Raw genomic sequence first — 24,879 nt, 5'->3', positions numbered from 1 at the left:
ATACTCTTCTAGCAGATAAAGTACGTTCTATACGGCTTTGTTATGATGACTGTCTTAGTTGTCATGACAAAGCCGTATTAACACCTCGTATCAAAAATTTGTATTAAAATCTCATGTTTCACTTATCACGCTTTTAAAATAGCGGTAATATAATCGAAAGTTGTCTTAACTCAGTTGAGTGATATGAACAACCGGCCGTCTCAAACGCTTCCTATGCTCATTTGGCAGTCTATCATGCAGACCATGATTTTGGCTGTATTGGCAGGTCTGTTATTATCTTTTGTATATGGCTTCGTGCAGCATTATAAAGAGACGCGTCAGCATATTCAGCAGCTCGCTACCTTACTGAGCATTAGTGCTTCGACGGCAAATTCGAACGACGTGGTTAATGAGCAAGTACGTTTTTTGTTGGAAGGTGAGCTGGGTGTTAAAAGTATCTTATTTTATACTACCTCTCAGCCTATTGTTGATGACAGTCAATTAAGAAATGATTGGAAAAATGCTTTATTTGCCAATACTGTCAGCTTCAATTATCCAGTAGTCGGTGATCATACCAATAAGGTTGCCTCATCTATAGATATTGATAATACCAATACCAATCAAACAAGTACCAGTGAGCGACCCGCTATAAGCTTGCCGCACAATACGCTTGTCTCTAACGCTTCTAACGCTTCTGATGAGTCAACGACTGACAATGCCTTGATTGGCCATATTAATATTACTGTAGATGTAGCAACGCTGCGTGCAAATTGGGTTAAAAACAATCTATTGCTTTGGCTCATAATTACAGCGATGGCTATTATTTGGGCGTTGTTTATTCTGCGCAAGCTTAACTGGCCATCCAAAGATATTGCGGCTCTCACTGAAGTGTGCGATATCGTGATAAAAAATCCAGAACTTGAGCAATTGCCCATGATTCATCAGCGTTTTAGCTTTCAAGAATTGGTGCAGATTAAGCAGGCGTTTATTACTCTGTTCAATCGTTTACAAGTAGCAAAGCAAGACTATCAGGCGCTTGCCGTTTTTGAGCAACAATTGCATCACAAAGACTTATCGCTTGATGTGCAGCTGCACAATTTTCAAAGTATGATTACCCATGAGCTAAAAACCTCATTGAATGCAATTGTCGGTGGTTTGCAGCTATTGGATGATGAGCACTTAAGCCATGAGCAAAAAGACGCGGTCGATATTATTCGAAGTGGTAGTGACAAATTGGTCTTGACACTGGATCAAATTATTCAGTTGAATCAGATACAAAAAGGTCAAGTCAGTCTGCAGTCGCGTGAATTTAACCCGCTGCAACTCATCGCTGACCTTTTGGCGGATTTTGAGCCTGCTGCCAAACAAAAAGGCTTAGAATTAATCAGCCATATCCATCATATAGATTATACCCTTGAGGGCGATGTCGAAAAAATACAGCAGATATTAGCGATACTCGTCAACAATGCGATTAAGTTTACCCCTATAGGACAAGTGACTATTACGTCGCAATTGACCCACTTTGATAACAGTAATCGCTGGCAGATTAACGTCAAAGATAGCGGTATTGGTATTGATAGTAATTTTATAGAGGATATTTTCAACCCATTCTTTCAGGTAGATTCGTCGCAAACTCGTCAGTATGAAGGGTCGGGCATAGGTCTGCCAGTGGTTAAACAGATGGCTCAGCTAATGAGTGCCAGTATTGAAGTTGACAGTGCGCTAGGTGTGGGTACGGACTTTACGCTTACCATTCCCCTGTCTAACCAACGTCAACCTCGACAGCAGCTGCTGCTGAGTGGATTGACAGTGGTATATTACTATTATCATGAGAAAGGGTCACTAGCGGATGAATTAGAACGTTTGGGCGCGTCTGTCATCTGCTATCACCATGAACAGCTTGTTATTGATGAGATGATGACAAAAAAAGTCGACATGCTCATGTTTGCAGAAGATGTATTCCCAAGAACAGCGGAGTCATTAGCTAGGCGTGTTCGTGCGTCTGAGACCGATTATCGTGCGTTATTAGTGTTTTGGTATCCACAGCAGCAGGCACGATATTTGGACAGTTTTGAGTTTGGATTAAAAGCAGCGGGTATAGATTATTGTGAGATTGCCACTTATAAAGATAAAGCACTGAGTGATTTATTAAAAAGCTGGCTAGCATGATCATAAAATAGATATAAAAACGGATATAAAAGTAGATATAAAAAGACGCCCAATATAAAGGCGTCTTTTTTAATATTAAAATTACTGATATAAGCGCTATTGTTTAGAGGCTATATTTTAAATGAAGGGTTAAAACAAGTTTTGCGCCCAACGAGTAAAACGTTGCCATATACGGCTCATAAAACCTGATTGCTCAATATCGCTAGTGGCAATAATAGGCACCGATGCGACTGCTTTGCCATCAATGACCGCCATCATTTTGCCAATTTCTTGACCTTTCTTGATAGGGGCTTCTAAGCTTTCAGGAATATCGACCACAGTAGTGATTTTGTTCTTTTGCGTTTTACTGGTCAGAATTTGCAAGTTATCACCAGTGGCAACTTCTATTTCATCTGACTCCCCAAACCATACCGGTACTTTGCTGACAAACTGCCCAGCAGGTGCTTTGGTAACGGTTGTGAAATGACCAAAACCCCAATTAAGTAATTCACGTGACTGATCAGCACGTGCCTGCTGACTGTCTGTACCCATGATGACAGAAATGAGGCGCATACCATCACGATTACTAGAAGCCGCCAAGCAATAGCCAGCAGCATCGGTATGTCCTGTCTTTAGACCATCAACCGTAGGGTCGGTCGCGAGTAGGGCATTACGGTTACCTTGAGTGATACCATTGTAGGTAAACTCTTTTTCAGCATAAAGACCATAGTAGTCGCCGCTGTTTTTTATGATAGCGCGTGACAGTTTTGCCAAATCTAAAGCCGAGGCTTGGTGACCTTCATCAGGCATACCGGTCGCGTTAACAAAATGGGTATTTTCCATACCAAGCTTTTGCGCTTGCTCATTCATCAAAATAGCAAATGAAGCTTCGCTACCTGCGATATGTTCAGCCATCGCTTTTGATGCATCGTTGCCTGATTGAATGATAATACCGCGCAGCATATCGATGACACTAGCGGTTTTATTCACCGGTACATACATGCAAGATTGGCTGCTACTACCGCGGCACCAAGCATTTGGACTCATCAGTACTTGTTCATCTTCTTTGAGGTCGCCTGATGCTAAGCGCTGCTCAATGATGTAACTGGTCATCATTTTAGTCAAGGACGCTGGCGGGAGTGCTTGATTGGCGTTTTTTTGTGCCAATATTTCACCAGTATTATAATCCATTAATACATAGGCCGTATTTTCCATCTCTGGTGGTTGTATGGCTGCGTTCGCCATCATTGCACTCATAGAAATACTGACACCCATTACCAGCTGCACCAGCTGTTTTTTCACATGCTTTACTGTCATAGATTGTTACACCGCATCATAAAACCAAATGTATCTGTCGCTTATACCTAACACCATATCTTTACACAATCTTTGGCAGACTATGTTAAATCTCAAGTTAAACCATGGATTTTTTTGAGAGCAGAGGAGACTAAGCAACGGACATAAAATTAACGCCTTATCTTAGCAAAATGCCGACCGATGGGGAAACGATAAATATAATAAAATAGGACGCGATTAAAAACAGAGAATTTATGTTTATAAAATATGGGCTTATAAAGAAATGAGTTTATAAAGCACTTATATACTTAAAGCGTATATATATTAATATTAACGAATATTTTTTTACTCACCACAAAAAAGCTTGCTGCCATCCCGTTATGTTAACGGGATGGCAGCAAGCTTTTTTAGCAAGTGACCTCAATGACTAAGCTTACAAAGAGACTTTTCCACAAGGCTGATCCAGTATTTCAACATAGAGTTTATGAATAGATAGATAGTGCCGTTGAGTTATTGTCGTTAATTATTACGGTTTTTATCTATTTAGCATCAGTTAGTTAAAGTAGCTTATTCATAAGATGTTACTACTAATATTCAGCATCTGCTAAATCTTCGCATAAGGCTTTATTTTCTTGCTTAGAGAACCCCATCGTCCAACTACGGATACCTTGTAATATCTGGCGGTAATCCTGCTGTGTAGACAGGTATTGAATAGCAGCTTTTGGATCTTCTAACGATGGCATCAACTCGTGGAGCTGCACGTTATAAGATTTATAAAAGCGCTGTTTTTGCTTACCATTTAGCATCGATGGGCATATCTCTGATAGCACTTGCATCACCGCAATTTCGTGCTTAGTGATATTAATGCCAGATAGATCTAGAGGTATGGTTGTCGCAGTATTAGTGGCGGCATTGGTCGCTTGAGACAGCATAGCAACAGACGTTATCAGTCCAGCGAGCCCAACTTTTGAGGCAGTCTTTGCTATTACAGAAACTATAGATAATATCGATTGATTATTCATTCAGTATTACACTCGCTTATCTTTATTTAATGATGCTATGTTAATGGGTAAAAAAACAAAAGTCACATAAAATATTGCTTTATGTGTAGATATATTGTGAGCCAAACAGGGTCTACAGCAACATATCAGTAGTATAAATGGCTAAGTTACGTCAACATAAAAGTATAAGTTAATATTGTTGTGGGTTGTTGCCTACTGTAACCTCATCAGAGATTTTTACGCCAAAAAATGACGGTATTTTTAATGATAAAGGCAGCAATAAAACCGACTATCAAGCAAATTCTGTATAAAGACTGGGTTCGTGTCTATGGACTAATAGGGTATAATCGCCCAAAATATAGTCGTACCTATTAGATATTTGAGCAAACATTTAAACGAGTATGGTGGCTAGGCTTAAGCAAAAGTATAAAAAACCAGCCAACATAAAAAGCCAATAGAGTCGTTGATTATAGCAATTTTACGATAATAAAGCAGATAAGTAGACAGACGGTCATTTATAAGTATATTGAGCAAAAATGAATTTTTTAATTAGTAATGATGATGGGGTTCATGCTCCAGGCTTGCTGGCACTATATCAGGCATTATCCAGTATTGGAGAAGTTATGGTGGTTGCGCCAAATAACGAGCAAAGTGGCTGCGCGAGCGCATTGAGTATCACAACGCCTTTATATACTCATCAATTAAACTCTGGTTTTATTGCCGTTAATGGCACGCCTGCTGATTGTATTTATCTGGCGTTACATGAGTTATATCGCCATACACGCTTCGACTGCGTAATTACCGGTATTAATTCAGGTGCCAACCTCGGTCAGGATGTTTTATTTTCTGGTACCTTTGGGGCGGCATTGACTGCGCAGCTTTTTGGCATACCAGCTATCGCGACGTCCTTAGTAGGCGGCGGGGTAAAAGGTGAAGGCCAAGAGCATGCCAGTCATTATCAGATGGCAGCAGATGAGATTGTTAAATTATTAATAGACACACCCATATTAGATGCTTGCAAAAATTTGCCCTATCACGTATTAAACGTTAATATTCCTGATGTTGGTAGTGCCGATGATATTAAAGGTCGCAAAATAACGGCTTTGGCTCACAGTCAGATTGCACGTCCTGTCCACAATATGGTCGACCCACGCGGACGAGATGCATACTGGTTATCTCTACGCAAGCGTCAGAATGAGCTGGCAGCAGAAAATGAAGACGTTCAATCATCTGCAATAAACCTGACGGATGAGCAAGCGGTTGCCGCAGGTTATATTAGTCTATCACCAGTACGATTACATCATACGCCAACAGACACACTGGATAGCCTCTCCGCACTAATTTCATAAGTTATCTTGTATGCAGGTCATGCATAAAAAATAGTTTGAATTATTAGTCGCAAAAGATGAGAGAAAATAGTTACTATCGAGTTAGTTATGATGGTATTTGCCAAAAACTAAATGGTATAAAAGTTAGCAAAATGCTTGTGAGTAACACAAGGGGTTTGTGAGTAACATAAAGAATAGGAAATCTTGTATGAATAAGCTTATTGCTGGATCGCGTTTTGCAACAGTGGCATTGGTTGGCACTATAACGGTAGCCACATTAACGATGGTGGGCTGTGCAACGAAGCCTACTTACCAATCGGCTAACCAAGCTGGACCTAAAATTATTACCAATGGCCAAGGTGTCCCTAACTATCATCGCGTACAGCGCGGCGATACAGTCAGTCAAATCGCCGAGCGCTATCGTATCAGTTACCGTCAAATCGGGGCGCTCAATGGTTTAGACAGTAAATATACAATTTATAGTGGTCAATGGCTCAAGTTATGGCAAGGTGAGCCGGTACGTGCTACCAATAATAATCGCTACAATGCTTCAAACAATACCTCTGCGCCTGCACAACCAACCTACACGCCGCCAGTGACGAGCGCACCCAATTATTCACAGAACCCCGTCTATGAAGTAACCGCTAATGCAACCTCTGGTTATGAATATCCAACTCGCAACCAAATAACCCGTAACTTTGATGCGGCAGCTGGCACGATGGGTATGTGGTTCGCTGGCACAGCGGGCGATCCGGTACTTGCCAGTCAATCAGGTACGGTGCTTTACTCCGGTAATGGTCTACCAGAATACGGCGAGCTCATTATGATTCGTCATAGCGATAACTATATCACTGCCTACGCTCATAACAGCCAGTTGCTCGTCAAAGAAGGCGATAGTGTTCAACGAGGTCAGCGTATTGCAAATATGGGTAGCAGTGGTCAAACCAATCAAGTGGGCTTAGAATTTCAAGTGCGCTTAAATGGCAATCCTATCGATCCTCGTGCGGTACTAGGGCGTTAGATTTAATTTTTCTAGTTGCTTGGCTATTTTACTTATTCATACTTGAGATCTCTTATGTTATTAAAAAAACAATACCTTGCTTTTTTTCCAGCCTTGGTCATGGTCGGGTGTACGAGTCAGCAGGCGATGCAGCAGCCTAACAAGCCTGTTCGTCAAGGTAATGTTCAAATTACTCAAACCCAAACCATTCAAGTGAAGCCGACCCCAGTGCCGGTCATTAAACCAAAGCCAGTCGCAAAGCCAAGCTATAATAGCTTTTCTGATTGGAAATCTGATTTCTCTATGCGGGCTATTTCATCAGGTCATGATGCTTCGACGGTTCGCCGTCTGCTCGATTCTGCTTATTTAAATCAGCAAGTCATCTCGCTTGACTCAGGACAGCCAGAGTTTTCTAAAATGCCATGGGAATATGTGGATTCTGCCGTATCAGATGGGCGCGTAAGTACTGGTAAGCGTAAATTTGCTGAGCAACGGTCATTTCTATCGCAGTTAGAATCACAGTATGGTGTCAATGCAGAAATAATCGCTGCGATTTGGGGCATGGAATCGTCATATGGCGTGGTGACTGGCAATAGCAGTATACCAAGCTCACTTGCGAGCCTTGCTTATGATGGTCGCCGCCAAGAGTTTGCTGAAACTCAGTTATTATCATTAGCGACGCTATTGCAGCGTGGTGATGTGTCTTGGTCACAGCTTGATGGCTCTTGGGCAGGTGGCATGGGGCAGACTCAGTTTATCCCTGATACGTGGCTTAAGCATGGGGTTGATGGTGATGGTAATGGACATCGTAACCCATGGGCAACGGGTGATGCTTTGGCGTCTACTGCCAATTATCTGAGCAATTCAGGTTGGGTACGTGGTTTGGCACCTTTTTATGAAGCAACTATTCCATCGTCATTTGATTATTCGACCGTTGGTACCAAGCAAACTGCTGCTAGATGGGCGGCGATGGGTGTCGATACGATAGCCGACGTGTCCTTAGATGGTAATACTCAAATGGAGCTATGGTTACCAGCGGGTAAAGACGGTCCAGTACTACTACTCAGTCCAAATTTTGATGTGATCAAAGTTTATAACAATTCATCAAGCTACGCGCTTGGGGTCAGCTTATTAGGTAAAGCGCTTGTCGGACAAGGTGGCTTGCAAAAGTCATGGCCGCGCTATGAGCGTCCATTATCGACGTCTCAAGTACGCAATTTACAGCAGCGTTTGACCAGTTCAGGCTATGATACAAAGGGCACAGACGGTATCGTAGGTACCAATACTCGCAATGCGTTCCAACGCTGGCAAGCAGACAACGGTCAGACGCCAGATGGCTTTATCACCCAGCGTAGCGCATCTTCGCTGGCGTCATGGTGAGATAGAGTAAAGTCACTATTTTTGGACAATCGCTATTTGCGGTGGTTGTTTAAAAATAACGATACTAATGCATAAAAAAACTCCGTTCTATAACGGAGTTTTTTATTATATGAGAATGACGGTAGCAGTTTAAACAGTAATGTTAAATTCAAACAATTCAAACTCTGCACTATCAGCAACAATATCTTCATCTACGTTTGCTGTAATCGCACCAATAACAGCGCTCGCTTTGGGTTGGCGTGTTTCGTTATCGAGTAATCGCCAATCACCAAGGACATAGCGAGTTTTACCCTCATTACTTTGGTGGATTTCAGGACGATGGGTGTGACCATGTAGCAGGGCGTCAAAGTGATAAATAGCTTTGTTCACTGCTGCTTCATTAACATCCATGATATGTGCCGCTTTATTGGCGTTATTCTGCTGACTTTTTTGCCGCATGTTATCGGCGATAGCCAAGCGTTTTTCTAACGACTTATTGAGCAAATACCACTGCGTTATACTATGACGCATGATTTTGCGAAAAAACTGATATTTTTTATCATCAGTACATAAGGCATCACCATGTTCTAAGCGATAAGTCAGCTGTCCAACAGCCAAAGTGTACGGCTCATAAATAAGCTCGCCACCGAATAGATTGCAAAACGGTTGACCCAACAAAAAATCACGATTGCCATGCATGACTAAAATCTCGCAGCCAGCGACACGTAGTTTTTTCAACTTAACAATAAGCGGTGTGAGCCAATGTTTCTTCCGCTCATCTTCTGATAGTGACAGATAAACATCGTCACCAAGCCAGACTTCAAACCAGTCGCCTAAGATAAATAGACGCTTGAGCGCAGGCAAGGCAAGGCAATCATCGAGCAGCGCCAAAAAAGCCTGCACTAAGGCAGGCTCTTCAGGCGATAAATGCAAATCGCTAATCAAAACTTGCCGTACCTCATGAGGGCGGGTCGTTATTAAATGATTAAAACTTTGCATTTATCTTTATCCTCATCACTTACAGTGAGTAACGATTATTCAGAAATAATAGTCGCTGATTTGATAATAACTGGTTCTGTTGGTACATCTGCATGCATACCAAAACGACCGGTTGGAACGCCTTTCATTTTTTCGATCACGTCCATACCGCTTGTCACTTTACCAAATACAGTATAGCCCCAACCTTGCATGTTTTTGCCAGAATGGTTTAAGAAGTCATTGTCTTTTACGTTTACAAAGAACTGGCTAGTCGCTGAATGCGGATCTTGTGTACGTGCCATCGCAATCGTACCAGCGTCATTTTTCAGACCGTTGTCAGCTTCGTTTTCTACTGGCTTATTGGTTGCTTTTTCATTCATGTCAGCATCCATTCCGCCGCCTTGAATCATAAAGCCATCAATGATGCGATGGAAAATCGTGCTGTCATAATGACCGGATTTTACATAGTTTAAAAAGTTTTCAACGGTTTTTGGTGCTTTTTCTTCGTTGAGTTCGATGGTGATTGCACCCATACTGGTGTCAAGTTCTACTACTGGTGGCATGTCTACCATGGGATATTCCTTCTTGATTGCAGCGCCTAAAATGACGCTGTTAAGTGGTGGATAAAAAGTTGGTGGATAAAAAGTTATGGCTAGTCTAACGGCTTTTTTATCCTGTGTCATGTATCAGGCTGTTAATGCCTTTGCAAAAGCTGATAGAATAACGCAACTTTACCCATTTCTAAACGATTTTGACAAAAAGCCATCATAACTTGGCGTTTATAAGCCACTATTTTTATGACTCAATTTTCTATGATCCAAGTTTTTGTAAGCCAGCTTAAATTTAATGGCTGAGGCTTGTTTTGCGATATTGTTTTATCCGATTAAATACTTTGAATTTTCCGTGAGGCGTGATGGCACGCCGCATGAATTGACCATTTGCGTTAGGAGCAATGCCCGATGAGTGAGCACTCAAACAACCCTGTACAAAAAGACGAACAAAAGAATGATTTTATTCGTAATATGATTCGTGAAGATGTCAGCGCACAAAAATACCAGCAAATTGTCACGCGTTTTCCGCCTGAGCCAAACGGCTACTTGCATTTGGGTCATGTCAAATCTATCTGCTTAAACTTTGGTGTGGCTGAAGAGTTTGGTGGTATTTGTAACCTGCGCTTTGATGACACCAACCCAACGGCAGAAAAGCAAGATTATATTGATAATATCAAAAATGATGTGAAATGGTTGGGCTTTGAGTGGGCAGGAGAAGCGTACCATGCGTCAGGGTATTTCGACCAACTGCATGCTTGGGCGATTCAGCTTATCAAACAAGGCGATGCTTATGTGGATTTGCAATCGCCTGAACAGATTAAAGAGAGTCGTGGTTCATTCAATGAAGCAGGCACAGCGTCACCACATCGTGATGCCAGTGTTGAAGAAAACCTACAGCTTTTTGATGATATGAAAAATGGTAAATACGCTGAGGGTAAAGCGATATTGCGCGCCAAGATTGATATGGCAAGCCCAAACATGAACATGCGCGACCCAGTTATCTACCGCGTTATGCATCAAGCGCATCATCAAACGGGTGATAAATGGTGCATTTATCCTATGTATGATTTTGCCCATCCGCTCTCTGATGCGCTCGAAGGAATTACCCATTCATTGTGTACGTTAGAGTTTGAAGACCATCGTCCATTTTATGATTGGGCAGTAGAAAAAGTTGGCTTTGAGCAACCGCCGCATCAGTATGAGTTCTCGCGTCTAAATGTTGACCATACCATGACCAGTAAGCGCAAATTAAAGCAGCTGGTTGATGAAGATATCGTCAGCGGTTGGGATGATCCGCGTATGCCGACGATTGCTGGCATGCGTCGCCGTGGTTATACGCCAGAAGGCTTACGCGATTTTTGTGAGCGCGTAGGTGTGACCAAAGTAGATAGCGTCGTTGACTTTCGTTTATTAGAGTTTAGTATTCGTCAGTCACTAGAGACGACGACGGCGCGTGGCATGGCAGTACTTAAGCCATTAAAAGTGACGATTACCAACTTTACAGATGCCGTTAGCAGTTGGGAGACTGAAAAGGCAGATAGCGTTCATGCGCGTTTTGATGATGCCACTCAAACGCTATGGCTGACACAGCCAAACCATCCGAATGTCGATATGGGCGAGCGTGAGATTCCTTTCACTGAAACCTTGTATATCGACCAAGACGATTACGAAATTGAGCCGCCAGCAGGTTATAAGCGTTTATCACCAGAAAAAAATGAGATTCGTCTGCGTAATACCTATGTATTGGCAGTGACTGAGCATATTTTAGATGACGCTGGTAATGTTGTTGAGCTAAAAGCAACAATTGATTCTGCGACACTTGGCAACAACCCTGAAGGTCGTAAAGTTAAAGGCGTCATTCATTGGGTATCAGCCAGCCAAGGCGTGCCAGCGACGGTACGCATGTATGAGCAGTTATTTAGCGCTGAAGACCCAAGTAGCGTCGCTGACGTCCATCAAGCGCTAAATCCCAACTCATTGACTGAGCTGAATGCTGTGGTTGAGCCTTCGCTTGCTAATGCTGAAGCTGGCACGCGTTTTCAGTTTGAGCGAGAAGGCTATTTTATCTCTGATAGTGAAGATCACAGCAGTGATAAGCCAGTCTTTAACCAAATTGTTAGCCTACGTGACAGCTACAAACCCGCTTAATTGATAAAAATTGTCGGCGCTAATGTTTATTTAAGCTATTACTGAACAATAGTGGTTTGCAAGCTTGCCCATTTCTAGTACGCTAGGGATGGGCTTTTTTATGAATAAGTATATTTTAATCGTAAGATTTGAGGGTGCAATCATGGCAAAATTTTTGAACAGTAGCGGTACTACTTATCATTTAGAAGAACTGATTAAAAATGCGTCTGATAGGCTGATTATTATTAGCCCCTATTTAAAGCTTAATGAGCGTATTAAAGAGCTGTTAGAAGACCGTAATCGTCTTAAAATTGATATCCGTATCGTTTACGGTAAAAATGATTTGCACCCAGAAGAAATCAACTGGCTTAAAAATCTAACCTTTATTCGTACCAGCTTTTGCAAAAATCTCCATGCGAAGTGCTACCTGAACGAAAATGAATGTATCATTACCAGTTTAAACCTTTATGAATTTAGCCAAGTGAATAATAATGAAATGGGCGTGCTGATTTATCGTAATGAAGATGCTAAGCTCTATGCCGACACTTATGAGGAAGCCCAACGCATTATTCGTATCAGTGATGAAGTCAGAATGTCACTTGAAAAAGTAACCGACTCTGATAGTAATGCTGATAGCAAGACTCAGTCTAATTCTCCCTCTCAAACTAATCCTGTAAGTAACGCTGCTAATCCTACAGAGGCAGCAACGCCTAATTATTCTAAGCTAACGACGGCGAAGCTTGCTAAAGAACTGGGCTTTAAGACGCAGGAATTAAATGATAAATTACTGGCAGCGGGATATTTGCAAGAGCAAGAAGGGGAGTTGCTATTAACAGACGCTGGGCGTGCCGCAGGTGGTACCAGTAAACGAGGTAAATTGGTGAGTTTTGTCTGTGGGATTCAGGAATGGTCGTTTAATCATTGTATAAATTGATATTAAGTCATCACTGGGATAATAATAATGTTAAATATGATCGCGGGGCAAAAAGCCAAGTTCACGGATATTGGTATTGCGCAGCAGTTTACCTTGATTGCAGAGCTAACAGCAGGCGCTACCGTGATAGATGTTGCGTGCTTTGGGCTAGATGGACAGCAAAAGCTGGTAAGCGATGATTATATGGTATTTTATAATCAGCCAAAAACGCCTTGTGGTGCTATCAGTTGGCAATTAACCGCGAGTCAGCAGCGCTTTGATATTGATCTCAGTAAGTTACCGGATTCCGTAGATTATTTGGTATTGACGGCAACAATCGATGGTCAATCGACCATGCGAGAGCTTGGCACTAGTCATGTCATGTTGGAGCAAGCAGAACAGATACTCGCAACCTATACATTTGACGGCAGTGCATTTGATAGTGAGCGCGCCATTATGCTATTACAAGTTTATCGTAAAAATGAAGTCTGGCGTATTAATGCCATTGGCCAAGGTTTTAATGGTGGTTTGAGTGCTTTGGTCACTCATTTTGGCGGTGAAGTGGCTGACGATGAGGCAGCAGACAAATCGCTAGAAGAAAATAAAGTGACTCAAGCACAGAATAGCTTTGACCATAATCCAATTAGTCCATCAAAATCTCAACCTTTTAATCTAAAAAAAGTAACGCTTGATAAACCGGGTAGCGAACATCGAATCAATCTTACTAAAGGTGGTAACGATCACCTAGTAGTGGAAGCCATATGGACAGACAACGGCGATGCCAGTGCTAATAATGATGATTTGGATTTACGCGTTGGCATACTCGCGCAGAACGGCAAAGAGATGAGCTATATTCATGCGCCAGAGCAGATTGGTAGTTTAACGGCCATGCCTTACCTACAACATCAGGGTGATATAAAGGTTGCCAGTATCAATGAGCCTGGGAAAGAGACGGTTTTGGTCAATCCTGACATTGCTAAGCATTATGGTGGTAAAGTTGCACTGGTGTTCTCCGTCTATTCTGCGGTATCAAACGGTGCGGTTTCTATTGCCTCACTACAGCCTAAAATGCGCATGAAGTATCAGGATCAAGTGATAGAATGTGTTTTTAATATTAAGGCATCTCCCAAAGCGAAAAGCAGTTTTGTTTATACCTATGTGATCGGTATCGCAATTATAGATGAGGATGGTATTACTTTGCAGCATTCAGGAGAGACGAGCAAACGTGGTAGTGAAGCGACACCTAAGCTGACATGGAAAGGGGATAAAGTGGGGTTAAAAATTGATGGTGCAGCCATGTTTAAGCTGAGCTAATATAAGTTGCTGATTAAAGTGTATGTATTGATCCATGCTGTAGACTGTTAATATAGTCATAACATAAGCTAGTTATTTACTTCTTACTTAATTATTACACTTAGTCTTCTTAAGCCAAAAAGGAATAACCGAATTACAATCCATCACAAGACATTCATAACCAGTTTGCTAAGATAGAATAGGATTTTTGCTGACGTGCTTGGAGTTATTGTGTAGTATTGACTGAGCACGTTCAATAATAATAGAGCGCATGGATACTTTTAGATCATAGCGCTCATTACAACCATAAATAAGGAATCAAGCATGGCACATTTACGTTTAGGCGATACCGCACCAAATTTTGATGCAACCACCACTGATGGTGATATCAATTTCTACGAATGGGCAGGTGACAATTGGGTGGTTTTCTTCTCGCATCCAGCAGATTTTACCCCAGTATGTACCACTGAGCTTGGTCGTGCTGCTGCACTAAATGGCGAGTTTCAAAAGCGTGGCGTGAAGCCAATTTGTATCTCTGTTGATGGTATCGATGATCACCATGCGTGGGCAAAAGACATCGGTGAAACTCAAGGTACTGAGTTGAACTTCCCAATCATCGCTGACCCTAATAAAGAGGTGGCAAATCTTTATGACATGCTGCACCCTAATGCAAGCACCACTGCGACGGTGAGAAGTGTCTTTATTATTGACCCTAAGAAGAAAGTGCGCTTAATTCTGACGTATCCAGCCAGCTGTGGTCGTAACTTCGATGAAATCATCCGCGTGATTGACGCTATTCAACTGTCTGATGAGTACAACATCGCAACGCCAGTAGATTGGAAAGATGGTGATGACGTGATCATTCCACCAAGTGTCAAAAATGAAGATATCGCTGCAAATTATCCTAAAGGTCATACAGAAATCAAGCCGTATCTACGTACTACGCCAGCACCTAATAAATAATGAGCTTGACTACATGATTTTGATTAAAATATGATTAAGAAAGCCCCATAACATCACGCTGTGGGGCTTTTTGCTATTTAGTTTAGTATCAGAGCGGCAAGCTGAATAAGGCTTTGCTATGATGAGGAGAGTAAGCTATAACTTATATATAGAGTATCGATAGTTATCTTCTGTACTCGATAGTGCAACAACCATAATAAAGTGTATCAGCGCTGAGCCGCTTTTTAATTCATATTACAAGGAGTTTGTTATGAAAAAATTATATGTCACCCGTACGGCACCCAATCCACGCAAAGCCCTTATTTTACTAGCATCAAAAGGCATTGATGTGGACGATATAGATGACCTCGATGTAGTCGATATTGATTTTGCTGTCAATGAGCAAATGTCAGAGGCATTTACCAAAATTAACCCCATGCAGACAGTGCCGGTTTTGACATTAGATGATGGTACGGTACTTAATGATTCGCAGGCAGTTTGTGAATATCTCGATCGAGTTTATGGTGAGCGCTCGGTGATGGGCAATGATGTGGTACAGCGTGCACAGGTGTGTTCTATGCGCCGCATCGCTGAGTTTGAGGTGCTGTATAACTTTATGTTGGCATTTCAGCATAGCCACCCGTCTAAAGCTCAGCGAGTCGAACAAGTGCCGGAGTTTGTCGCGCCGTCTATCGCACGCGCTGTGAAAGCACTGCCTTATTTTGAAAACGCCTTAAAAGGTCACAATTACTTAGTTGGTGATCAATTAAGTTTTGCTGATATTGTGCTTTATCTCGGCTTGGATTTTGGCAAGATACTTAAAGTAAACCCTAATGAGCAGGGCGAAAATCTTGCTCGTTTTTATCAGATGATGAATGAGCGTTTCAGTATTAAAAATATGGCGAAAGCCAAACCTGCTCATGAGGGCGAATAACGTAATTTTTTAAAGAGCTAAGTATTATATAATCAGTTCACTATAAAAGAGGTACGCTAAAAATAGCGTTATGCTGGGATAAGTTTTCCTCGCTTGCTGTGTGCTTCGCACTCCAGAGGCTTCACAAAATTTATCCCAGCAGCACTGTATTATTTTTAAATTGAATCGACTATAGATAATAAAAAATCTTGAGTAGCAGGTATGATGCTTAGCTACTTAAGATTTTTTTAATACATTTATTCAATCAAAAAAATAATCATAGCAGTTACTGTTAATTACTATCAATTTATAAAATTAAACACTTCGTTACACCCATAACAGACACGAGCGTTATAGTGGTCAAACTATTAAGCTATATAAAAAATTATTAAGCTCTATGAAAATAGATATAATCACTCTCTGGATAGATATAGCTACTCTTCGGATTGTGAAAAGGTTTAGCCACAAGGTATGACTGTTATGACACCATTTTTTATGACGCCATCTTTTAAAAAATTGCCTTTTAGATTTGCCTTATTGCCAAGTATGCTAGCGATAAGTTTAGCATTAGGTGCTTGCCAAGATACTTCTGTTTCAACTGATGAAAATATCGAGGTAGCTGATGCCAATGCTAGTGCCGCAAATGTTGATATAGAGAATGATAGTGTCACGTTAGATAAGGCGGGCGAGATGAGTGCTGAAGAACAGATGATTGCCAACCTTTCAAGTTATCGTTGGATACTGGTATCTGTAACAAATAAAGGTGCTCAGCCATTAAATATGCTGATGAAAATTAAAGATCAAGTACGCTTGTCATTTAACCAGTACCAAGGTCAAAACACTTTAATCTATAGCGTTGGTTGTAATACTATAAGTGCAACATATCAGCTGCAAGGATCTACCTTAACTATCAAAGACAGCATGAGTACTAAAATGTCTTGTGGGAGTCTTGATAAAGCTGAAAACAGTTTAAGTGAGCTGATGCAAGGTGACAGCCAATTAACCTTAGTAAAAGATGATCAGTCTAAAGATGAGGGCTCTATGGGCGATAATCCAATGTTGACGCAAGTAACAAGTGACGCTGAGACTTTAATCTGGAAAGGTAGACTGACGTCGCAAGCTAAGTACAATAGTAAAGGTGAGACTGTATTTTGGGCGGTGAACTCTAAAATGGTACCGTGCGAAGACAATAGCTCACAGATGTGTCTGCAAGTAAAACCTATTACTTATGATGACCAAGGTATCAAAACTAGCGAAGGTGAGTGGGCGGCATTTAAAGGTGAAATAGATGGCTATCAGCATGATGGCAAACATGACGAAGTGCTAAGAGTACAGCGCTACCAGTTAAATAACAGCGAAACGGCAGAAGACAAGACTACAGGCGCTTTAAATGAATCAGATGAAGAGTATGCCTATGTATTAGATGCGGTTATTGAAAGCTCGGTTGTCAAATAGCGCTATCAATAATTTTTATTAAATAGCCGGCATATATAGCCATAGTCATAAAAACACGCGCCATTAGACGCGTGTTTTTTTTGGCTGGTTTTTATGAGCATTTATTTTAACGCAAATTACCTAGGTCTTCTTCAGTCAAACGCCAGCGTCCTTTTTTCTTCGAGGCGCCGCGCCCGCGCATTGAGCTATTGAGTAGTAGTTTGTTCATCGAATGGCTTGAGTGCGCATGACAAATGGCGCAGGCAAGACCGTCTGCCGCATCTTGTTGTGGCACGACGTCTAAAGACAATATACGACAGACCATTTCCTGCACTTGTTCTTTGGCCGCAGCACCATAACCGCAAACGGCTTGTTTAATTTGGCGTGCGGTATATTCTGATACTTCCAAATCCAATGCCACCATCGCTGCAATGGCGGCCCCGCGTGCTTGCCCAAGCTTAAGCGCTGAGTCAGGATTCTCTGCCATAAATACTTGTTCAATCGCGGTATAAATAGGCTCGTCCGCATATTTTAAATGATGCTGAGTGATACGCGTCAAGCCATTAAAAATACGCTTAAGGCGTTCAGGCATCTCTTTGGTATCCGTGCGAATAGTACCTGCATCAATATAGGTAAGTTTATCGCCGGTTTGTTGCACGATACCATAACCGGTCATGCGTGAACCCGGATCAATCCCAATAATAATTGCCATAGTATTTCGTTTTGCTCACATTTTATTTTATGGCTTAAAAATTAGCCGTAAGTTTGATAGTATAGCAATCAATCCCCATATACATCATATGTTAGCCATTTTAATTTGCATGGCGCTCAATTTATTGATTTTTATTTTATAGGACGACGCTTTATGGGCCAGATAGTTGGTATTGCCATTGTATGGTTTATTATCGAGATGCTACTGTGGTATTTGCTTGCTCAATTTATGAGTGGCTGGTGGATATTTATGTGGTTCATTATTGCTGCTGTTATCGGTATCTCACTCATGCGTAAAGGTATGGCCGCTCTCAACCCAATGGCACAGCAGATGAAAGCTGGCGGTATGATGAACCCCGCAATGCGTCCGCAAGAATCGACTATGATCAAAAGTGTGGCAATGGCAGCAGCGGGTATTTTGCTTCTTATTCCTGGCGTGCTCAGTGATTTGCTGGCGTTACTGGTGGTCTTACCACCGGTGCAAAAGAAACTCAAAGACTTTGCTAATAACTACGTTATGAACAACCAGCAAAAAATGATGGAAATGATGGCCAAGCAGATGGGTGGGCAAATGGGTGCTGGTCAAAATCCGTTTGGCGGTGCTGGTGGCATGGGTGGACAAAACCCATTTGGCGGAGCAGGTGGTATGAATAACCAAAATCCATTTGGTCAACAACAAAATCCGTTCGGTGATGTGTTTAAACAGCATACAACTGTGGATGGCACTGCCAAAAACATTCCTAAAGATGTGAAGAAAATTACCAAGCCAGCCAATGATGAGTAGTAGATTGATTATAAATTAGGTATAAAGAAATTTTAACATAAAAAAAGCTCCTTTCGTCAATGACAAAAGGGGCTTTTTAGTGGCTATTACTAATTTCCTATTAACCTATTGGCTATAAATAAAATAGTTAATAACCGAATATAACAACCGAAGTGCCGCCGTAAGATGGTGACCCATGAACCGTGAAGTTCAGGGCGGATGCGTCATTACCTCGGCAGGTTTCCTGAGACACCGCAAGCGGTGCAGGCATACACAATGAGGCAATAGGTACCACATCCTGGTAAAGCATTATCGGCTCAGGGAATAAACATCTACTAGCCAACACTTCAGAATACATTTATCTTAACCAATGGTTTGAGTGATTGCAAGTGCGATTTACAGATTGATACGTGTCTTATTGATACGTGCTTTAAGAATGAGCATCATTAAGATCAGAGCTTCACTAAATTTTTAGTCAGATAAAGGCATAAAAAACAACTAATTGGTAGCCTAAAAGTCGATTTTTCAGCTATTTTGAGATGTGTGTTAAGATAGAGGGCTTTAAACATCCTAATACAGCATTATAGGCGTTCATTCACTTGAGGAGCGGTAATCCATGACCAATATCCAGCAACAATCAGAATTTATCGACGATAATCAGGCTCAGCGCAATAATCAACAAAATAGCGATCAAAATAAAAAAGTACCGCATGTTTTAATGATATTAGATGGTTTTGGGCATCGTGAAGATGATAAGGATAATGCGATTGCTGCCGCTAATATGCCAAATATGGATAAGATTTATCAAAAATATCCACATGGTTTGATATCCGCTTCAGGAGAAGATGTTGGTTTGCCAGATGGTCAGTTTGGTAATTCGGAAGTCGGGCATATGAACTTGGGCGCTGGTCGCGTTCTTTATCAAGATTCTACCCGTATCTCAAGTGAGGTGGCTAATCGTGATTTTTACAAAAACGAAGCCTTAGTTAATGCGGTAAAAGCCGCTAATGAGCTCGGCGGTAATGTCCATATCATGGGACTGCTGTCGGATGGCGGCGTACATTCACATCAAGACCATATCGAAGCGATGTGCCATTCAGCATTGGTACATGGGGCTAAGAACGTCTTTGTGCATTGCTTCTTAGATGGGCGTGACACCCCGCCTAAGTCTGCTGATAAATATATCAATCGTCTACGCGACCATATCATTAAGCTGAATGCGCATTATGAGGGTGGTCGCGTACAGATTGCCAGTATTATCGGCCGCTACTATGCGATGGATCGTGACAATCGCTGGGATAGAGTACAAAAAGCCTATGAGCTTATCACTGAGGGTAAAGCGGATCGTTTAGCAACCCGAGCCGATGGCGCGGTGCAAGCGGCATACAAAGCGCGTGAAACCGATGAGTTTATCAATCCTACTGTAGTGATTGGGCGTGACGAGGTGCCATATACCGTTGATGATAATGACGCCCTGATTTTTATGAACTTCCGCGCTGACCGTGCCCGTGAGCTTGCACAAGCCTTTGTATTGCCAGACCATGAGTTCTCTGGATTTGCCCGTCATAAACAGCCAAAGCTTGCGGCGTTTGTGATGCTGACTAAATATTCTGACGTCTTGGCGAATAATCCCAAAACCAGCATCGCTTATTATCCAACCTCATTAACTAATACGCTTGGCGAATATTTGCAGGACAAAGGTAAAACCCAGCTGCGTATCGCTGAAACCGAAAAATATGCCCACGTGACTTTTTTCTTTAGTGGTGGCCGTGAAGAAGAGTATAAAGGCGAAACACGTATTTTAGTGCCCTCTCCCGATGTTGCTACTTACGATCTACAGCCTGAAATGAGCGCACCTGAAGTGACAGATAAATTAGTGGCTGCTATTGAGTCTGGCAAATATGATGTAGTGGTTGTCAATTATGCCAATGGCGACATGGTTGGACATACCGGTATCTTTGACGCTGCTGTCAAAGCGGTAGAAGCGCTAGATATCTGCGTTGGTCGCGTAGAGGCAGCAGTACGTGCGGCTGGTGGCGATATGCTTATCACAGCAGATCATGGCAACTGTGAGCAGATGCAAGACTATGAAAGCGGTCAGGTACATACTCAGCACACCACTGAGCACGTTCCATTGATTTATGTTGGTGAGAAAAAACTAAAAGTACGTAGCGGCGGTAGGCTGAGCGATGTCGCACCAACTATTTTGGCATTGATGAATATCGAAGCACCCACTGAAATGACAGGCGAAAGTTTACTAGTCGCAGCACCTTAGCTCTGCCATGTCAGTATTCCGTGCTATGACAGCTTAGTAAAATAGTGACGAATGATGAACAGGTAAGGGAGGGATATTCATTATCTCTCCCTTTTTTGATGCTAAATTTTGTCTAATATTTCACTTGTAACTTATCACCTAAGTTACTTGCAATACTATCCTACTCTTAGAGGGTCGCTTGATGCTATCTTATAAGCTATTATCCATTAATAACCATACAATAACTATATAACAATAATGTCGTAAATATTTCGGACGAATTTTTTAGGTGATTCATTTTATGCGTTCTATCAGCCCTATACTTTCATTGATGTCTAAAAGATTAGAGAATCCAATGATGACAGTATCTATTCGCTCACATGCATTAAAGCCGACACTTATCGTTGGTCTGCTGGGGCTAAGTGTTGTTAATGTGCAGGCACAAGCAGCGCTCAACGATACTATCGCTCGACCTACCGCTAGCTCTACGGCAAGTTTACAATTAATCCGTTTAAATACGGATGACGTGCCACTAGACAACGGTGCTGATGATTTATCAGACATTGCTGATATGTTGGAGTCTGCTGATCAAGTTGATGATTCAATAGATAGTATTGCCGATGAAAGTGCGTTAAATAATGAATCAGGTGCTTTCAATACTGACATTCCCGCTGAAGTGGCTCAGGTTTCGTTAAATGCTATCTCCCCCGAGACGCTGAAAACTTTTGTGGCGTTGGTCGATTTAGTCCGCCGTGAGTACGTTGATACTGTTAATGACGAAGAATTATTTAACAATGCGATGAGTGGCATGTTGACCAAGCTTGATAGCCATGCTGAATTTTTGGATGCTGAAGCCTATGAAAATCTGCGCGCTTTTACTGAAGGCGATGTCGGAGATATTGGCATTAAGGTAGAGTATCAATCGCAATCAGGCTATTGGGTCATTACCGACGTAATCGATGATTCACCTGCCGATAAAAAAGGCATTGCGGTCGGCGATTATTTACATCAAGTGGATGAATTTAAGCTTAGCGAAGATGAAGAAAGTAATGATATTAATCAACTCTTGACAGGGATTGCAGGCACGCAAGTGGATGTGGTGACCTCAAAAGCAGGGCGCCGTAAACATACCACGACTTTACAGCGTAATAACAATCATCCTCAAATTATTGAGACTCGACTCGTTGATGGTATCGCTATTATTAGATTACCGGCGTTTCAGAACAATAGCCGCGAAAAATTGCTACAAAGCTTAATCGATTTAGAGGCGCCAGTATCAGGTATTTTGTTAGATATGCGTGATAATCCGGGTGGAGTCTTGGCATCCGCCGTAAGCGTCGCCAGCCTGTTTATGAATGAGACTGATGTGGTGCAAGTAAAAGGTCGTCAAGGTGATTCACGTACTTTATCAACTCAAGGCGTAGCATTACTTGAACCATTGCCCATGGTGGTTTTACAAAATCGCTATTCAGCTTCAGCAGCAGAGGTATTAGCAAGTAGCTTACAGATGCAAAAGCGCGCCACTATCTTGGGTGAAGTCAGTTATGGCAAAGGATCGGTACAGTCAGTGATACCACTTAATAATGATCAGGCAGTCAAGCTAACGGTTGCCCACTATATGACTGCCTCAGGTAAGAAAATAGAGGGCATTGGAGTAGAGCCTGATGTGGCATTATCGGGTAGTGAGAGTACGTGGGAGCAGCAAGCCCTTGATCTACTACGAAAGAAGGCGCTTGCTTCAGGTATTCGGTTTGTGCGTAAGGGAACGGTAGAAGACCGCTCTGAGAAAAATAACAACCTTCAAAACAGTAGTATCCAAAGCAGTGTCAACAAGAACAGTATCATTAAAAACAATAGCGTCATAGATAATGTCATTGAAAAACCGACACCTAAAGACAAACCTTAATTTAACCTTAAAACATGGAGCGCTATTCAGATTGATCTTCAGCAATATCTAATTTCGTCATGCGATAGCGCAGGGATCGGAAAGTTGTCCCCAACAATTCAGCTGCTTGGGTTTTATTCCAGCCTGTTTGCTTAAGCGCCGTGATAATCAGCTGTTTTTCTTGCTCTTGAAGATAGTGCTCTAATCCCTGCGCTGGTAATTGACCGTCGGCTATACCTTTTGTATCTGTGGATTGATTGAATCCTTCACCGTCATCATGCTGCTTGATTAACGACTCTTGTGTATGTTGACCTATTGAGTTATTAGTCGATTCTACGGTGTTTACCGCTGAGCGCTGATTGATTGAAGAGGACGTTGAAGGGATTGCTGAAGGCGTCATTGAAGAATAATGCTGGGTAATCGTACGGTAGGGGTGTAGATTAGTCGTTACCTGCTGAGATGTTGTTTGCTGAGCATTTTTCTCTGCTATAGACTGAGATTGGGGGTTAGTGTTTTCTTCTATACTTTTCTTTAACGACTCAGCTGAGAATCTCTCATCGATACTTTGATTTGAGCCGCGGGAGACAATGGCGTTATTCGCGCTTATATTTTGGCTTTGTGGTGCTATGGTATTTTGATGTATCTCGACTTCTTGATGCATATCAAAATCAGATAGACCGAGGTGGCTGGCATCAATCGTTGATGTTTCAGCCAGTGTTACGGCGCGCTCAAGTACATTACGCAGCTCACGAACATTACCAGCGAAATTATGCTGTTGTAAGCGCTCGCAAGCATCTGCTGTTAGCAATGGTGGTGATTCTAATTGCCATTCTTCAGCAATCAGTGCCAAAAAATGCTTGGCTAATACTGGTATGTCATCACGCCGCGCGTTAAGTGTCGGTAGTTTAAGCTCAATCACATTGATGCGGTAATATAAATCCTGTCGAAACATCCCTGCCTGTACGAGTTGATTCAAATCTTTATGCGTTGCCGATAAGATGCGAATATCGACTGGCAGTTCTTTGGTATCACCAATCGCGCGAACCGTCTTCTCTTGAATGGCACGCAGCAATTTAACTTGCATCGCTAAAGGCAAGTCTGCTACTTCATCTAAAAATAAAGTACCGCCATTAGCCTGCTGAAATAATCCTTGCTTGTCAGCAACAGCACCGGTAAAGCTGCCTTTTTTATGACCAAAAAACTCTGATTCCATCAGCTCTGAAGGTATCGCTCCGCAGTTGACCGGCACAAAACTGCCGTCACGGCGCGGGCTTAAGTCATGAATCAATCTAGCAACGACTTCTTTACCGGTACCTGAAGCACCAGATAAAAACACCGGCGCTTGTGAGCGAGCCAATTTTAAAATAGTGTTTTTTAAAGGATGCATCACGGCTGAATTACCAATCAGACGATCATCTAACATCTGCTGTTCAGGTGAGCGCTGAGGCGTAGATTTTGCGGTATTGTCTTGCTGGATAACCTTTAGAGCGTTTTCAACCAACTGACGTAAACGTGGTAGCTCAAGGGGTTTATTCACGAAATCAAAAGCCCCCAGTTTTAGCGCTTCAATCGCTAAATCCATACTGCCATGTGCGGTGATGACAGCGATAGGCTTACTAGAGCTGGCACTGATATGTTTGACCAACTCTAACCCTGAGCCATCAGGTAATTTTAAATCAGTTAAGCAAAAATCATAATCATTTTCCTGCCAGTATGATTTTGCCTGTGACAAAGTATAGGCGACATCACTTTTGATACCCATCTTAGTCAGCGTAATTTGCATCAATCGGCATAAATCTACTTCATCATCAACGACTAGCGCGGTGGTTGTCATACATCATCTCATTGTTTTCAAGTACTACAAAAGTATTAAAAAATAATCCTATAACGATTTATAGAGGGTAAATAATGGCGTTTATCGCAGGCATATGGTTTTGGGTGTCAAATATAAATAGTTCTAATCTATCCGCTTTTAACCAAAGGCTTTTTTATTGGGAATGAGCG

Annotated in this window: 19 protein-coding genes and 1 other RNA gene; 13 read left to right on the top strand and 7 right to left on the bottom strand. The window is 41.9% G+C overall.

What is annotated here, in order from left to right; all coding sequences use genetic code 11:
- Nucleotides 1-183: 183 nt before the first annotated feature.
- Entirely contained in the window at nucleotides 184-2,148 is a 1,965-nt protein-coding gene (locus EPB74_RS07520) for a sensor histidine kinase (protein ID WP_274903633.1), read from the top strand.
- Nucleotides 2,149-2,277: 129 nt separating this feature from the next.
- Here EPB74_RS07520 and EPB74_RS07515 read toward each other — a convergent pair whose 3' ends face one another.
- Nucleotides 2,278-3,444: a D-alanyl-D-alanine carboxypeptidase family protein gene (locus EPB74_RS07515; RefSeq protein WP_079691144.1), complete on the bottom strand. Its 1,167-nt coding sequence runs from the start codon at nucleotides 3,442-3,444 to the stop codon at nucleotides 2,278-2,280.
- A 566-nt stretch (nucleotides 3,445-4,010) separates the two neighbouring features.
- Nucleotides 4,011-4,355, bottom strand: a complete 345-nt coding sequence (locus EPB74_RS07510) for an MCR_0457 family protein (protein ID WP_227516735.1) — start codon at nucleotides 4,353-4,355, stop codon at nucleotides 4,011-4,013.
- A gap of 605 nt (nucleotides 4,356-4,960) precedes the next feature.
- On the opposite strand from EPB74_RS07510, the gene surE reads away from it, so the two are divergent.
- From surE to EPB74_RS07495, 3 genes are all read left to right on the top strand, one after another.
- Nucleotides 4,961-5,773: a 5'/3'-nucleotidase SurE gene (surE, locus tag EPB74_RS07505; RefSeq protein WP_274903632.1), complete on the top strand. Its 813-nt coding sequence runs from the start codon at nucleotides 4,961-4,963 to the stop codon at nucleotides 5,771-5,773.
- 187 nt (nucleotides 5,774-5,960) lie between these two features.
- Nucleotides 5,961-6,773, top strand: a complete 813-nt coding sequence (locus EPB74_RS07500) for a LysM peptidoglycan-binding domain-containing M23 family metallopeptidase (RefSeq protein ID WP_079691147.1) — start codon at nucleotides 5,961-5,963, stop codon at nucleotides 6,771-6,773.
- A 54-nt stretch (nucleotides 6,774-6,827) separates the two neighbouring features.
- On the top strand, nucleotides 6,828-8,132 hold the full coding sequence (locus EPB74_RS07495) for a lytic murein transglycosylase (protein WP_274903631.1): 1,305 nt from the start codon (nucleotides 6,828-6,830) through the stop codon (nucleotides 8,130-8,132).
- Nucleotides 8,133-8,261: 129 nt separating this feature from the next.
- On the opposite strand, the gene EPB74_RS07490 is transcribed toward EPB74_RS07495, so the two are convergent.
- Both EPB74_RS07490 and EPB74_RS07485 read right to left on the bottom strand, forming a co-directional pair.
- A complete protein-coding gene (locus EPB74_RS07490; RefSeq protein ID WP_274903630.1) occupies nucleotides 8,262-9,110 on the bottom strand; it encodes a UDP-2,3-diacylglucosamine diphosphatase in 849 nt (282 codons plus the stop codon).
- Nucleotides 9,111-9,145: 35 nt separating this feature from the next.
- A complete protein-coding gene (locus EPB74_RS07485; protein WP_079693025.1) occupies nucleotides 9,146-9,661 on the bottom strand; it encodes a peptidylprolyl isomerase in 516 nt (171 codons plus the stop codon).
- A gap of 387 nt (nucleotides 9,662-10,048) precedes the next feature.
- Here EPB74_RS07485 and EPB74_RS07480 point away from each other — a divergent pair, with 387 nt between their 5' ends.
- The 6 genes from EPB74_RS07480 (at nucleotide 10,049) to EPB74_RS07455 (ending at nucleotide 17,283) form a co-directional block, all read left to right on the top strand.
- Nucleotides 10,049-11,788, top strand: coding sequence for a glutamine--tRNA ligase/YqeY domain fusion protein (locus EPB74_RS07480; protein WP_274903629.1), 1,740 nt, complete (start codon nucleotides 10,049-10,051; stop codon nucleotides 11,786-11,788).
- Nucleotides 11,789-11,930: 142 nt separating this feature from the next.
- Nucleotides 11,931-12,701 carry a phospholipase D family protein gene (locus tag EPB74_RS07475; RefSeq protein ID WP_274903628.1) on the top strand — a complete coding sequence of 257 codons (771 nt, stop codon included), beginning with the start codon at nucleotides 11,931-11,933 and terminating at the stop codon, nucleotides 12,699-12,701.
- A gap of 27 nt (nucleotides 12,702-12,728) precedes the next feature.
- Nucleotides 12,729-13,994, top strand: a complete 1,266-nt coding sequence (locus EPB74_RS07470; RefSeq protein WP_274903627.1) for a TerD family protein — start codon at nucleotides 12,729-12,731, stop codon at nucleotides 13,992-13,994.
- 303 nt (nucleotides 13,995-14,297) lie between these two features.
- Nucleotides 14,298-14,936, top strand: coding sequence for a peroxiredoxin (locus EPB74_RS07465; RefSeq protein WP_079691152.1), 639 nt, complete (start codon nucleotides 14,298-14,300; stop codon nucleotides 14,934-14,936).
- A 250-nt stretch (nucleotides 14,937-15,186) separates the two neighbouring features.
- The gene (locus tag EPB74_RS07460) at nucleotides 15,187-15,849 is read left to right on the top strand and encodes a glutathione S-transferase family protein (protein WP_274903626.1); all 663 of its coding nucleotides are present in this window, start codon (nucleotides 15,187-15,189) and stop codon (nucleotides 15,847-15,849) included.
- Between the two features lie 459 nt (nucleotides 15,850-16,308).
- The gene (locus tag EPB74_RS07455; RefSeq protein WP_274903625.1) at nucleotides 16,309-17,283 is read left to right on the top strand and encodes an META domain-containing protein; all 975 of its coding nucleotides are present in this window, start codon (nucleotides 16,309-16,311) and stop codon (nucleotides 17,281-17,283) included.
- Nucleotides 17,284-17,389: 106 nt separating this feature from the next.
- Here the strand turns inward: EPB74_RS07455 and ruvC are convergent, their stop codons facing one another.
- A complete protein-coding gene (ruvC, locus tag EPB74_RS07450) occupies nucleotides 17,390-17,974 on the bottom strand; it encodes a crossover junction endodeoxyribonuclease RuvC (protein WP_079691154.1) in 585 nt (194 codons plus the stop codon).
- Between the two features lie 153 nt (nucleotides 17,975-18,127).
- Between ruvC and EPB74_RS07445 the strand changes: the two genes are divergently transcribed.
- Complete coding sequence (locus EPB74_RS07445; RefSeq protein WP_274903624.1) at nucleotides 18,128-18,757, top strand: FxsA family protein; 630 nt, start codon at nucleotides 18,128-18,130, stop codon at nucleotides 18,755-18,757.
- Between the two features lie 140 nt (nucleotides 18,758-18,897).
- Here EPB74_RS07445 and ssrS read toward each other — a convergent pair.
- Nucleotides 18,898-19,093, bottom strand: a non-coding RNA gene (gene ssrS / locus EPB74_RS07440) — 6S RNA.
- A 259-nt stretch (nucleotides 19,094-19,352) separates the two neighbouring features.
- On the opposite strand from ssrS, the gene gpmI reads away from it, so the two are divergent.
- Nucleotides 19,353-21,011, top strand: coding sequence for a 2,3-bisphosphoglycerate-independent phosphoglycerate mutase (gene gpmI / locus EPB74_RS07435; protein WP_274903622.1), 1,659 nt, complete (start codon nucleotides 19,353-19,355; stop codon nucleotides 21,009-21,011).
- 334 nt (nucleotides 21,012-21,345) lie between these two features.
- Nucleotides 21,346-22,896, top strand: a complete 1,551-nt coding sequence (locus tag EPB74_RS07430) for a S41 family peptidase (protein ID WP_274903621.1) — start codon at nucleotides 21,346-21,348, stop codon at nucleotides 22,894-22,896.
- Nucleotides 22,897-22,918: 22 nt separating this feature from the next.
- Here EPB74_RS07430 and EPB74_RS07425 read toward each other — a convergent pair whose 3' ends face one another.
- Nucleotides 22,919-24,709, bottom strand: a complete 1,791-nt coding sequence (locus tag EPB74_RS07425) for a sigma 54-interacting transcriptional regulator (protein ID WP_274903619.1) — start codon at nucleotides 24,707-24,709, stop codon at nucleotides 22,919-22,921.
- Between the last annotated feature and the right edge of the window lie 170 nt (nucleotides 24,710-24,879).

Origin of the sequence: Psychrobacter sp. DAB_AL62B (assembly GCF_028895345.1) — a bacterium.
Lineage (GTDB): Bacteria > Pseudomonadota > Gammaproteobacteria > Pseudomonadales > Moraxellaceae > Psychrobacter.
This window is presented reverse-complemented; position numbering and strand designations above follow the sequence as displayed.